Raw genomic sequence first — 15,426 nt, forward strand, 5'->3', positions numbered from 1 at the left:
GTGATGGGAGAGTTGTACTTATCGGGAGAAGGGCTGGCCAGAGGGTATTATCGACGTGAAGCGTTAAGTGCTGAGAAGTTTTTAGATAACCCATTTTATGATGCGCAGTCACAGCATGGTAGACGGATGTATAAAACGGGAGACTTAGTACGCTGGTTGGATAATGGTGAGTTAGAGTACCTAGGACGAATAGACAACCAAGTTAAGATCCGCGGGTTTAGGATTGAAATTGGTGAGATTGAAGCGCAGTTGGGTTTATGTGACGACGTAGAATCTGCGTTCGTGCTAGCCAAAGAGATTGCAGGAACCAAGCAACTGGTTGCATACGTGCAACGTTCAGTAACGAGTGCCCAAGTTGAGCAAGCAAAGCTTATCAATAGCATCAAGCAAACCTTAACTCTGTATCTACCAGATTATATGGTGCCAGATATTTACGTACTACTGGAAAGTTGGCCTTTGACACCGAACGGTAAAATTGACCAAATGGCGCTGCCAGAACCACAAAGTGGGCACTATGCTGATTTATATACGCTGCCTGAAACTCACACAGAAAAAGCCATGGCCAGTATTTGGTCAGAATTGTTAGGAATTGACGAAGATAAAATCTGTGCGACGACCAGTTTCTTCGAGTTAGGGGGTAACTCTTTACTCGTTATGCGTATGATGGCCAAGATTAAGAGCGCCTTTAACCTAAAACTGAACTTTGAGCAGTTGTTTAGGGAGCCAACCATACAAAGTATTGCCAATAAGCTCGATTGCTTAGTGGCAGTTAAAGGTGAAGAGGCAGATCAACGCACTTCAGTTCAAGCGATTAATACAACGAGTCGCGTACTTGAAAATGGCAGTCCGGTCACGGCATTTCCGCTGAGTTTTTCTCAAGAACGACTATGGTTTGTTGATCAATTTGCTCCAGATAGTGCTGTTTATAACGTACCTAACGCGGTAGTGATCGATGGAGAATTGAACGCAGCAGATTTGCAACGCGCATTTAACCTTATCATAGCGCGTCATGAGATCTTGCGGTCTATCTTCCCAGATAACAATGGTGTCGCTCAACAAATTGTATTGGATGCATTAGAGTTTGCACTGCACACTACTGATTTAAGTCAGGTAGATAGTGATGAACTACGCCATCAGCAAGCCAAAGAGCTATGTCAAATAGAAGCCGAAAAGCCGTTTGATTTGGCGAAAGGCCCGTTGTTCAGAGGCATGTTGTTGAAGCTCTCTGATGAGCAACATATTCTTGTGTTAGTGATGCACCATATCATCACAGATGGCTGGTCAATAGAGCTTATGATCAAAGAGCTTGGCACGATTATGGATAGCTTACAGCAAGGCAAGGAGCCTAGTTTAGAGCCATTGCCGATACAATATGTGGATTACAGTGTATGGCAAAGAAAGCGATTACAAGAAGACGGGCTACTGGAGCAACAACTCGATTATTGGCAAAACAAGCTTGCCGGTGTGCCAGAGTGTCTAGACTTGGCCACAGACTACCCGAGGCCAAATGTACAAGTGTCAGCGGGCACAAGATATAGTTTTGAGCTTGGAAGCGAATTGTCTTCACAACTTAAGTCATTGGCTGATCAGCAAGGCTGTACGTTGTACATGACATTATTGGCAGCATTTAACACCCTCTTGTATCGCTATACTGGACAAGAAGATATTTGTTTGGGCAGTCCAATTGCTAACCGTCAATATGCTGAGACACAAAGCCTTATCGGTATGTTTGTCAATCATATTGCACTTAGAAATCAGGTTGACGCAGAAGCATCTTTTTACGCCTTGTTAGACCAAGTGAAAACAACGTGTCTAGAAGCTTATGAAAATCAGGACAGTCCTTTTGAACAAGTGGTTGACCTTGTTCAGCCTGAGCGTAACACCAGTGTCAGTGCGCTATTCCAAATTGTATTTATCTTACAAAATGCATCAACCCAAACGCTTGCTCATAACATTCGTACTTATCCACTGGACTATAACTTTAGTAAGTTTGATCAGGTGGTGACATTCGAAGAGTCTCCTACTGGACTTAAAGGTGTGATTGAGTACAAAACAGCTTTGTATAAACCAGAGACTATCGAAAGAATGGCTGAGCACTTTGTGAGCTTGTGCCGTGCAATTATAAACGCACCTAACGCGCCACTCAGTAAACTTGAATATGTGAGTAATGCAGAAAAGCAGCTGTTGATCCATGATAATAACCAGACGGTTGTTGATTACCCTCAAACGCTTTGTATTCATCAGATATTTGCTCAACAGGCGGCGACACACCCTGAGCACCTAGCGTTAGTAGAAGCGCAACTTGTTGGCGGAATTGCCGAAAATAAACAGCTTACGTCGCAGCAATTGCATCAATACGCTCTAGAGCTCGCCTTGTATCTGCAATTACAAGGCGTGAAACCAGATAACTTGGTTGGACTATGTGTTGGGCGATCATTGGGTATGATGATTGGGATGTTGGGGATTTTCCAAGCTGGCGGAGCGTATGTGCCGCTGGATCCTGATTACCCTGAAGATCGGCTGTCATATATGTTACAAGACTCACAAACGAAGCTAGTTATTACGCAGGCGAGTTTTGTCGACAAACTTCAAGCTTTGGTATCACATGATACACGCATTATTGTATTGGACGACAAGGGTCGATTACCCGCTGAGCAGCGCGCTCAGGTTGAACGTGAACAACCGGTACTAAAAGAAGAGGTCAGGCCAAATAACCTTGCCTATGTTATTTATACTTCCGGCTCTACAGGTAAACCAAAAGGGGTCATGATTGAGCACCGGATGGTGATTGACTATTGTTATGGGGTTGTGCAAAAAATGGCGCTGGCGCGTTGTAATACTTTTGCGTCAGTTTCTACATTCTCTTCGGATCTTGGCAATATTGCCTTGTTTGTGCCGATTTTATTTAGCAAGACGTTACATTTGTTCTGTAACGATTTCATTAAAAACCCAATTGAACTACACAAGTATATTGCAGCTCACCCGATTGATTGTATGAAGATCACACCGTCACACTTTGAAATGTTTAAAGTGTCCGATACGGAAATTATTAATGTATCTAAGGTATTGATTTTTGCAGGTGAGCCATTGACTAAGCCGATGGTTGAGCTGGTTAATGATCTTAATCCAGCGGTTGAGGTGTATAACAACTATGGTCCGACAGAGACCACCATTTCTAAGCTTTCCTCGGATGCTTTAGTTGGCCGTCAGCTTTGTACAATACCTTTGGGTAAGCCATTAAATAATACTCAGCTCTATGTGCTCGATGAAAACCAGATGATACAGCCTGTCGGCGTACCCGGTGAATTGTACATTGCAGGTCATGGCGTTGCACGAGGCTATTTGAATCAACCAGAACTTAGCCAAGAAAAGTTTGTAGCTAACCCATTTGTTGACGGCGAGCGAATGTACAGAACGGGCGACAAAGTACGCTGGTTGGAAGATGGCAACATTGAGTTCTTAGGGCGTGTGGACCGTCAAGTTAAGGTACGTGGATTCCGAATTGAACCGGGTGAGATAGAAACGTGCCTGAACCGCTACCCAGACGTGAAAGACAGTGCAGTGGTAGTACAAGGAGATGGGGCGAATAAGCAACTGATCGCCTTCTACACGCTGCAAGAATCTGCTGAGAATGAGCCAAGTCATGACGGTTTCAAAGCACACATACTGCAAACCTTGCCTGAGTATATGCTGCCAGCAACATATGTGTGCTTAGAAACGATTCCACTGACGCTTAACGGCAAGGTTAACCGCCTGGCTTTAGAGCGTATGGATGTCACGTTGGAATCAACACAAATGTATGTCGCGCCTCGTAATGAAATGGAACAGCAATTGGTCGATATTTGGGCCGAAATATTGGAGATCAGCGCAGATAAAATTGGTGTAAATGACAGCTTCTTTGAATTAGGTGGGCACTCGCTACTTGCTGTATTGCTAGTCTCTAAAGTAGCTCAGAACCTCGATCTCGATTTGCCATTACATGTGCTTTTTGATTCCCCAACGGTGAGTGATATCGCGCAAGAACTTATGGCCGCTCAGGGGATGTTGCAGGATTCTGAGGAAAACCTCGAGGAATGTGAATTCGAAGAAGGCACATTATAACAATTATAAAAAGTCAGTTCCTATCCGCTCAATGAAGATAGGAACCTACAAAGGAATAATAATAATGACAGACTTTTCAATTGGTAATATCGAATTATTTTCGGACAAAGTGGATGAAACCGTTGCTTATTATACAAAGCTATTAGGTGTAAAGTTCGATGAAAAGCAATTTCCTAACCGCATGTTTATTAGTCGTGATTGCGAGCCTATGTGGATTATTCACGACAAATCATCAATGACACAAAGTGCAGTGTCTGAATCGGGAATACGTATAGGCTTAGTCAAAGACAGTGAGTGGCACAGTGTTGCAGGAGAGCAAAGCGTACCAACTAAAAACTTAGTAGCTGTCCAAGGGCGGCATGTTTTGCACCGTGACATGTGCGAACAGTCAGATCCAGAAGGTAACCGATTAGGATTACTCAGAGAATTAAGTGATTTACCGCAACCAAAAAAGAATATCAGAGCGTTAAAGAATGAATTGATTCGCCTAGGGAACTTCATCGGTTTTGCCGTGAACTTTTACAGCCGCTTGCATCGTGCCAAGGCGTTGGACTTATACGAGCATACGTATCGCAAGGTTTCTTATCTTAAAGGGGATATCGAAGGCTACCCTTACATCATGGCCTCTAGAGAAGGGCTTTATGTACTGAATGCACACGGTTATAAAAAGGTGCTAAGAGGTAGTTTCTACGGCGTTACAGTGGGGCCTGATGGTCATTTGTATTGTTTTCAAAATGCCGGGGTAAACCATCGCAAACAAAACAAAGGACGTATCTTAAAACTGGAACTAAACGCAGAGAAAACAAAAATTTTACGTTGTAGTGTGTGTGTCTCAGAGTTACACGCGGCGTGTCACCAAATCGACTTTATTGGCGACCACTTATACATTGTAGATTGCCAAAATGGCAAAATTTTACGTACTGATGCAGCAGTTTCTCGTATTGAAGAATCTTTCAGCCCACTAGGTGAAATGACACAACAAGAGGCGTTTAGTGGCCCACACCTAAACTCATTGTGCGCTCATCCAGACGGCACTATTTGGTTGCTGCTACATAACAGCGGTTTGAAGCAAAGTGAAATTGTCGTTGTAGATAAATTATTTCAAGTTCAAAAACGCTTCTTTATTGACGCGGGTATGGCCCATAACATCGTATTTTCAAATGATGACAACAGCTATCTTGTGTGTGATTCATTTGGTGGGCGTGTCGTCAGTGATAAGGGGGAGGTATTTAACGTTGGCAGCTTTATGCCCAGAGGGATTGCTTTAGATAATAAATACTGCGTCGTCGGAGATTCTTGTTTCCAGACACGAGTATACCGTCGTTATATCCCAGGGCATGTTCATTTTTATGAAGCTGGAACATGGAAGAAGGTTGCTGAAATGAGTGTGCCTGCCGCTCCCACTGAAATTCGGCGAATAGATGGACAAGACCAGTCATTGTCAAACTTTGTAACAAACCAGCAAGCTTATATCTCAGATGACACTGAGCTAGTTAATAGCGACTACCCACAATTAAACGCATAGCATAGCAAGAGTTTTAAGATACCACTATAAGGTGGTTGCAAGGAGTAAAATATGTCAGTAGCAACAGATGTTTATTGTAAACAAGCCAATTCACCATTTTTAGTTGAAAGGCAGCAAAATAATAACAATCAAGAACAGGACGCATTTAGCGAATTACTCGACTGGAAGGCTGACAATGCAGAGCTATTGAAAGAGAAACTGTTAACCCATGGTGCGATTTTATTTAGAAATTTCGACGTCAATACAGTACTTAGGTTTGACAAGTTTTTAGAGCATTTCAAAGAAGCCTCTTTGTTGGATTATGTGGGTGGAAATTCACCTAGAACGAAAATGTCTAAAGGGATCTACACCTCGACTGAATACGCAGCGGATCAATTCATTTCTCTACATAACGAGTTGTCATATGCCGAGCAATGGCCATCGCAACTGTTTTTTTGTTGTATTACCGCACCTAATGCTGATGGTAATACCTTAATTGCAGATGGTCGAAAAGTCCTAGAGTTACTTGACCCCGCGACTATCGATTTGTTTGAAACGCGCAAAGTGATGTATATACGCAATCTTCACGGTGGAAGGGGGCTAGGGCCTTCATGGCAAGATACTTTTGAATCGAATGACCGTGATGAAGTATCGGAGATCTGTAAAAGATCAAACGTTGACTTTCAGTGGAATAAGAACGGTAGTCTTAGAACCACGCAAATTGGTGCAGGTATTGCAGAGCACCCAATTACAAAAGAGAAGGTTTGGTTCAATCAAGCTGATCAGTTTCATCCATCCAATCATCCTGCAAAGTTTTATGAAGCTCTGATGCATATGTATAGCGGCAAGCTAGATCAATGTCCCACGCACGCCTGTTTCGGTGACGGTAGTCCTATTGACGATGCTATTTTAGCAAGTGTTAGAGAGGCGTTTAAGGCGCAAACAATTTATTTCCCTTGGCAAGAGGGGGATGTTTTGCTCATTGATAACATGTTGATGTCGCATGGACGTGCAGCATATTCTGGCCCAAGAAAGATTCTGGTTGCGATGTCCTGATAGGACCCATCAACAGCAAGCAACGCTTAAGACAGACAATAATAATTAGAAACAGAATATCTCTGTAAACAAAAAGAGTTTTAAAAGGAAATATAATGACTATTGCAAAGTTTATTAATGAGGTAAGTGCTAGAGGCATTAAACTTTGGCAAGATAATGGACAGCTGAAATATAAAGCGGCAAAAGGTGCTTGGACAGATGAAGTTCGAGAGCAAATTATTGCTAGAAAAGAAGAAATAATCGAATTTTTAAGTCAGAGGTCACAAAAAAGTGATACGCCGCCAATTGTTCCTGTTGCCAGAGTTGGCGAAGATGGCCAGCTTTTAAATAGATTCCCTTTAAGCTTTGCACAAGAGCGACTGTGGTTCATGGATCAACTCGAACCTGGTGGCACAAGTTATAGTCTTCCTGTGGCGGTATCTATCAGTGGTGAGCTCAATGTTACCCACTTAGAGCAAGCCTTTAACGCGCTGATTGATCGTCATGAAAACCTTAGAACTGTCTTTGAAAGTGTTGAGGGCAAAGGCCAACAAGTCATTTTGCAACATAGCAACTTTAAGTTAGAGCAAGTTGACCTGAGCCAAATTGAACAGGAACAAGCACGTCATCAACAAGTTCAATTACTTTGCCAGAGTGAAGCGACAACCCCTTTTGATTTAAGCACGGGCCCTTTGATCAGAGCGAAGTTGTTCAAGCTCGACGATGATGCGCATGTATTGATGGTGACTAAACACCATATCATCAGTGATGGTTGGTCAATGGGCGTTATGATCAAGGAACTGGGGCATCTAATGCAGTGCTTTCAACTGGGTCAAAGTCCAGCTTTACCCAAGCTAGACATTCAGTATGTGGATTATAGTGTATGGCAAAGAAAGTGGCTGATAGAAGAAGGCGTGCTCGATAAGCAGCTCGCTTATTGGAGTAAAAAACTAGAAGGCGTTTGTGAGTCACTGACTTTAACCACCGACTACCCAAGGCAAGGTGTGCGTACGGTTGTCGGTGATTCGCATCGGTTTGTTTTGAATGAACAGCTTAGCAAAGCTTTAAAAACAATGGCTGAGAGCAATGGTTGTACGCTCTACATGGTTTTGGTTGCTGCGTTTAACGCTTTGTTATACCGCTATACTGGACAAGAAGATATTTGCGTTGGTAGCCCTATCGCAAATAGACACTCTGCTGATATCAATGGCTTGATTGGCTTGTTTATTAACACGCTGGCAATTCGTAACCAAGTCAATGCTCAAACCTCGTTTAATACACTGCTCAGGCAAGTTAAAACAACATGTTTAGAGGCTTACAAGCATCAAGACACGCCGTTTGAAAAAATTGTCGATGTAGTACAACCGCAGCGTAGTGCGTCGATCAACCCGATATTCCAGATAATGATCGGTCTACATAATGAGCGAAAAGAGCAGCTGGCAGCGAATATTCACAGTTACCCAATTGATATCGATACCAGTAAGCTGGACTTTACACTGTCTTTTACAGAGCAAGATACACAGATACATGGACATCTTGCCTATAAGACATCTTTATTTAAACCACAGACAATGGCACGCTTAGCTGAGCACTTTGAGGCCATGTGTCGAGCGCTACTAGCAGCGCCAGATGCTGCGATAAGTACGTTAGCATACATCAGTGATACGCAAACGCAGCAGTTGCTCATTGAGTATAACCAAACACAAGCTGAGTACCCCAAAGAAGTGTGTATTCACCAGTTGTTTGAAGCACATGTTGAACACCATGCTGACAAACAAGCCGTGGTATTTGACGGTGAAGTATTAACACATCAACAGCTCAACGAAAAAAGTTATGCATTGGCTTTATACCTGCAATCATTAGGTGTTAAGCCTGATACCTTAGTCGGGCTATGTGTACATAGATCATGCGATATGATGGTCGCTATATTGGCAATATTGAAAGCGGGGGCGGCGTATTTACCGCTAGACCCCGACCTGCCCAATGAGCGATTAAACTACATGCTTGAAGACAGCCAAGTTGACATTATTCTCACACAGGCTAATTTGCAAGATAAGCTAACAAGTCTGGCAAATGATGCAACAAGCATCATCACCTTAGATAAACAGTGGCCTGATATTCATGACTCTGCGCAACAGCTTATGCGTGACCAAGTGAGGCTCATTGAGGATGTAAAAGCAAACAACCTAGCTTATGTGATTTACACCTCTGGTTCGACGGGTCGTCCAAAGGGCGTAATGATTGAGCATCGGATGGTGGTTGATTATTGCTACAGTGTGTATGCCAAACTTGGTTTAGATACTTGTGACACCTTTGGTGCTGTGTCTACATTCTCTGCTGATCTTGGCAACATCTCGCTATTTGTTCCGCTTATCTTTAGCAAAACTCTGGTGTTGTTCTCCAATGACTACGTTAACAATCCAATGCGGCTGAAACATTATCTTGATAATCATCAAATAGATTGTATGAAGATAACGCCATCGCATTTTGAAATGTTCAAAATGTCAGAAACGGAAATAGTGGCGCCTGCCAAAGTGCTTATTTTTGCGGGTGAACCATTGAGTAAAGAAATGGTTGAAGTGGTCAACTATGTTCAGCCTCAATGTAAGGTGTATAACAATTATGGACCGACAGAAACAACAATTTCAAAGCTCTCAACGGATGCGTTGCTAAGCGACAAAATATCGACCATTACTCTAGGTAAGCCACTATCAAATACACGTCTGTATGTTCTTGATGCCAATAAAAATCTAGTGCCTACCGGTGTGCCCGGTGAACTGTATATCGCAGGTGATGGGGTTGCTCGAGGCTACTGGAATCGTCCTGACTTAACAGCAAGTGCGTTTCTTCCAAATCCGTTTGCGCAGGGTGACGCGCGCTATGCACGTATGTATAAAACCGGAGACTTAGTGCGCTGGTTAGACGATGGCAATATTGAGTACTTAGGGCGTGCAGATACACAGGTTAAAATCCGTGGTTTTAGAATAGAAGTTGGGGAGATCGAAGCGCAGCTAAATCAATACGCGAGTGTTAAAGAAAGTGCGGTAATTGTGGCTGAGCAGGACAACCAAAAGAAATTAGTCGCATATTACGTGGCAAAAGAGACCACAAAAGGGCGCGTGGTAGAGTTAGGAAATGATGTATTGCGTACATGGCTACAGCAAAGTTTGCCTGATTATATGTTGCCAGCGACGTTTGTAAGCCTTGAGTCTATGCCTTTAACACCAAGTGGTAAAGTAGATCGTCGAGCGTTGGTAAATCTGGATGTTACTGTTGAATCAAGTGTGAGCTATGTTGCGCCGCGTAATGAAATGGAAAAACAACTGGCTGCAATTTGGGCTGATGTCCTTAATCTTGAAGAAGATAAAGTGGGTATCAATGATAACTTTTTCGAACTCGGCGGAGATTCAATCAAGATCATCCAGATTGTCTATGCGGCGTCAAAGTACGAGATGCATTTTGATGCCAATGACATGTTTGACTATCAAAGCATTCAAGAGCTTGTGGAAAATTGCGATGTTAATCAAGCGAAGCATATCAGCAAAGAAGAAGGGAGCCTTGAGGGGGATGTTGCGTTGAGTCCTATCCAAAAACGATTCTTCGAATTTGGCGATACGGACATACACCATTATAACCAAGCGGTGTTGTTAGATGTAAACATTCAGCTTGACGAAACCGTGTTACACCGCTTGGCTACCACCTTGGTTAAACAACATGATGCGTTGCGATTAAGGTTTGTAAAAGAAGAGCAGCAATGGCAGCAATATTACCTCGGCCTAGATGATGACATTTTGCCTGAGCAGCTTGTGGGTATTCATCGTAGTGACATTTCAGCACTTGCACTTGAGCAAGTACCAGCTCATGTGGAAACTGTGTGTAATCAGTGGCAAGCCAGTTTAGACCTTCAAAACGGCCCCATCATGAGATGGGTTTGGTTTGATGCAAACGGTAACGGACGTGATCAACTGGCTATTATCATTCACCATCTAGCGGTGGATGGTGTATCTTGGCGTATTTTATTTGAAGACTTTAATCGCCTACTTACACACAGTGCTACGGGCGATGAGCTGACTCTAGAGAACAAGGGAAGTTCTTATCGAGATTGGGTTGAATCGCTGGCTGGATATATTGACACAGAACAAGGCCAAGCAGACCTGCAATATTGGTTGGCAAAAAGCGAAAATGCGCTGAGTACGCCTGACTTTTTCACTGATAATGCTTTGCCAGCCAAAACTTTCCAACTCTGTGAGATGAAATCGGCACAAGTGCAATTATCAAAACAGTGTACCGAGAAGTTGCTCAAACACTGCCATCAAGCTTACGGCACGAATATCAATGACTTGTTGTTAACGGCGTTAGTTACAAGCTATTATCATGCAACGGGCAACTCTAATTTGGTCGTAGACTTGGAAGGTCATGGTCGTGAAATACTAAATTCAGACATTGATATTACAAAAACTTTAGGTTGGTTTACCAGTATCTATCCTGTTCATTTTGCGCTTTCGCAGCCTGACAAGTTAGGCCAGTGTATTAAGGATGTTAAAACGGCACTGCACAGTGTGCCAAACAAGGGGGTTGGTTATGGTATTTTTCGCTATGTGAATGAACATGAAACGCTTAAAAACATTTCCCATGGCCAAGTCGTGTTTAACTTTTTGGGGGACACTAGCGCAGGCGATAGTAGTAAAGGAAATCAACATGTTTCGCTTAGCAAAAATGCTTTTGGTGACACAGTTTCTAAGCAGCGTAGTGCGAAATCTGCTGTAACAGTTAACGGTTCAGTATCATTTGAACAACTGACATTTACCTTCCAATATCCATCACAGTGGCAAACGCACAAAATTGCTCAATGGCAGGATAATTTTGTTGCTGTACTTGAGGCCTTAGTCGAGCATTGCCAAGATACACCTCGCTTAGGTTTTACGCCAAGTGACTTTGCACTGTTATCGGCGTCGTCGGCGCAAGTGGACGACATCACACACAATTTACAGAGCAAACAGCATGTTGCATTAGATAATATTCAGGATATTTATCCGTTGACCCCTTTACAGTCGGGTATTTTATTCGAAACACAGCTCGCCCATGAAGAAGGCAATATGGGGGTTTACCTCACACAATCAGTGATTGGTATTCATGGCCGTGTTGATGTGGATGTGTTGCAACGCGCATGGGCACAAATTGTTCATCATTATGATGCATTGCGTATGTTAGTGTTAAATCATGATGTGACTGACATGAATACTGCGCTTCAGGTTATTCTAAAACAGGTCAATATACATATTGAGGAATATGATTTACCTGAGCAATCAGATCAGGAACTGAAACAGATATGTGAACAAACACAGCAGCAAAATAAGCTGTCTGGGATTAAAATTGATGCCTCCCCTTTGACGCGGTTAAGTGTGTTTAAAGGCGCTGAATCTAGTTATTTGCTCTTTGAACTGCACCATATTGTGATGGATGGCTGGGCGAAAAATATTGTTTTCTCGAATTTGTTCGAGCTCTATCAATCGTTGTTGCACGGGACTGATTATCAACTGCCTGTCACTGCGCGCTACGGCAGCTATGTAAAAGCATTACTATCGCGTGAACAAGAAAAAGAAAGTCTTTATTGGCGAGATTATCTGAGTCATTTTGAAGAGAAAACCCCTTTGCCACTACAGCACCTAAACAGGCAAAACCAGACACCACGCAGTGCTTTCAACACCGCGAGTTTCAGCTTCTCAAAAGAAACAACGGCACAACTTGAGCAGCTTAATAAAACACATAGATTGACAATGAATACCGTGTTGCAATTCGTATGGGGTACGTTGTTGCATCTTCATAGTGGTAAAAACAGTGTGACATTTGGTAGCGTTAGTTCTGGACGAGCCGGCATTGGTCATATTCAGCATATCGATCAATTAGTTGGTCTATGCATTAATACAACTCCAACGTGTATTACATTTGACCCAGCATCCAGTTTGCTTGCGCAGTTAAAGCAAATGCAAACACGCGAGTTAGCTAAATTAAGTTATGAGTCAACACCATTGACCGCTGTGCAAAATACCCTTGGGATAAAAACGAATGATGACTTTTTCCAAACACTGTTTGTGTATGAAAACTATCCAGTAGAAGAAATCATAACAGCCCAGGAGCAGATTAAGGGGATTTCTGGAGAAGATAGCCCGAACTACCCGCTCACTCTAAAGGGAGTGCTATCTAAACAGCTTTCCATTTCGTTGACTTGGAACGCATGCTATTTCAATTCAAATTCCATTAAGCAATTGATGGAACAGTTTGAAGGCATCACGTTACAACTGTTGGCTAAGCCTACGCAAACCGTAAACACTCTGAATTTAGTGAGTGAATCGCAAAAGCAAAAATTGTTGGAGCTGGGTAGCCTGAAAAAGCATTTTGCACAGGGTAAGTGCATGCATCAGTGCTTTATCGAGCAAGTGGCTCGTGACCCGAATAAGATTGCTCTCGTATACGAGCATGAAACGCTAAGCTATCAACAGCTTTATGATAGAAGTTATGCGCTGGCGATGTATATACAAGCACAAGGGGTGAAGCCTGATACGCTAGTCGGTTTATATATTGATAGATCACCCGATATGCTAGTGGGGATTATGGGGATTTTACTCTCAGGAGGTGCCTATGTGCCGATGGACCCAGCTAATCCAGACGAGCGAATTTCGCACATACTCAGTGATAGCCAGGCACATATTGTGCTGACCCAAGGGTCTTTACGGCATCATCTAAGCGCATTGACAGACTGCGACACGCAAGTACTTGCGTTAGACACGCAATGGTCACTGGTGGACGAATATGCGAAAAGGCAGCAAAGCGAACGAGTGTCTCTTCGCTATGAGGTCAAGCCAGAGCATTTGGCATATGTGATCTACACCTCAGGAAGCACAGGAAAGCCAAAAGGGGTGATGGTAACCCATCAAAATGTATACCGCCTGTTTGTAAGTACAGATGAAAACTTTAAATTTACAGAGGCGGACACGTGGGCGCTGTTTCACTCTTATGCGTTTGATTTCTCAGTATGGGAAATATGGGGAGCATTGTATTACGGCGGCCGTTTGGTCATAGTCCCATCTGATGTAGCTCGCTCGACAGAGGACTTTTACCATTTCGTTGCCGAGCAAAAAGTAACGGTACTTAATCAAACACCTAGTGCTTTCAAAGCGTTTATTAACGTAGATTCGAGAAATAACACACCGCTTTCATTACGCTATGTCATATTTGGTGGTGAAGCGCTCAATCTTGCCTCTCTTGTGCCTTGGACTGAGCGACACTCAGATCAAAGCCCTGAGTTGATCAATATGTATGGTATTACTGAAACCACTGTGCATGTGACGTATCGGAAAATTTTCTGTAGCGATATTGAACAGGCAAATGCAAGTAGCGTGATTGGTAAGCCTTTAAGTGATCTGGGCGTGGTAGTGTTAGATCATCGCGGCGAGCTGGCACCTGTTGGAGTTCCCGGGGAGCTTTATGTATGGGGGGGAGGCGTTGCCAAAGGTTATCTTAATCGCGCTGAATTGACGGAGGAACGTTTTGTTGCATGCCCGTTTATCACGGATTTGGAAAATGAAAAGCCTATCATGTACAGAACAGGAGACTTGGCTTGTTGGCTCGAAGATGGTTCTTTGGACTATTTAGGGCGTATCGATACGCAGGTTAAGATTCGAGGGTTCAGAATTGAACTGGGAGAAGTTGAAGCGCAGATCAATGGCCATTCGCAAGTTAAAGACAGTGCTGTTTTGGTCAAAGAGCACAACGGTAGTAAATATTTGGTTGCGTACTATGTTGCAAGGAACCCATCGGAAGTATCATCACAGACTTTACAAGGAAGCATCAAAGCGCGGTTACAAAGTTGCTTGCCTGATTACATGCAACCTGCGGTACTGACTGAAATCGACGTGATACCTCTCACCATAAACGGGAAAGTAGATCAGCGCCGCTTGGGAGCTATTAATATAGAGCTTGGTTCTCATACTCAATACATAGCACCGAGTACCGATATGGAGTATGGACTTGCTGCAATATGGGCTGACGTTTTAGGCAAAGACGTCTCTGCAATTAGCATGAACGACAACTTTTTTGAGCTAGGCGGTCATTCGCTATTAGCCACCCAGCTGATATCCAAAATTCAACACCAGTTAGCAGTAAAGCTCCCTATGAAAGCGTTTTTTAATACGCAGACGCTATCAGATATGTCGGAATTATTGCAGACACTTACAGATCAAACAGACACACCAAGCACGAGCACAACACAAGAAGAAGAGTACGAGGAGCTTTCATTATGACCATCGTTAAGCTGTTTAATACGCTAAAAGCGCAAGGTATAGAATTAACTGAAAAAGATGGCCAGCTAAATATAAAAGCACCGAAAGGCACATTAACAGCGCAATTGAAAGCGGCATTGAAAGAAAATAAGGAAGAGTTGCTTGCATTTTTACGAGACATTCAAACCAGTCACGAATGTGCGCCTATTCAGGCCCACATTCGTGCTAAAGATGATGTTAATCACCCGCTCAGCTTCTCCCAAAAACGGCTGTGGTTGACGGATAAGCTAAAGGGGAGTTCAGCGGAATATAACATCCCCAAAGTATTTAAAATCTCTGGAGTACTTGACTTAGGCCTGATAAAACAGGTGTTTGAAAGTATTCTCACGCGCCATGAAGTGCTAAGAACGGTATATGTAGATGTGGATGGCGAAGCGATGCAACGTATTCGCCCGATGTCTGAGATTACGTTTGATATTCAGGTTGAAGATGTTCGCGCGCTGAGTG

At 43.1% G+C, this 15,426-nt stretch carries 5 protein-coding genes; all 5 read left to right on the plus strand.

Annotated features, from left to right (window positions below; all coding sequences use genetic code 11):
- The coding region (locus L1070_RS19865) for an amino acid adenylation domain-containing protein (RefSeq protein ID WP_237126868.1) at positions 1 to 4,101 on the plus strand (4,101 nt) is incomplete at its 5' end.
- Positions 4,102 to 4,165: 64 nt separating this feature from the next.
- A complete protein-coding gene (locus L1070_RS19870) occupies positions 4,166 to 5,626 on the plus strand; it encodes a hypothetical protein (RefSeq protein ID WP_237126869.1) in 1,461 nt (486 codons plus the stop codon).
- 51 nt (positions 5,627 to 5,677) lie between these two features.
- Positions 5,678 to 6,661, plus strand: a complete 984-nt coding sequence (locus tag L1070_RS19875) for a TauD/TfdA family dioxygenase (protein ID WP_237126870.1) — start codon at positions 5,678 to 5,680, stop codon at positions 6,659 to 6,661.
- 95 nt (positions 6,662 to 6,756) lie between these two features.
- Entirely contained in the window at positions 6,757 to 14,940 is an 8,184-nt protein-coding gene (locus L1070_RS19880; protein WP_237126871.1) for a non-ribosomal peptide synthetase, read from the plus strand.
- A partial coding sequence (locus tag L1070_RS19885; RefSeq protein WP_237126872.1) for a condensation domain-containing protein occupies positions 14,937 to 15,426 on the plus strand: 490 nt, incomplete at its 3' end. The genes L1070_RS19880 and L1070_RS19885, both read left to right, overlap by 4 nt.

The sequence above is a fragment of the Pseudoalteromonas sp. MMG022 genome (assembly GCF_021654245.1).
GTDB classification, from domain to species: domain Bacteria; phylum Pseudomonadota; class Gammaproteobacteria; order Enterobacterales; family Alteromonadaceae; genus Pseudoalteromonas; species Pseudoalteromonas amylolytica.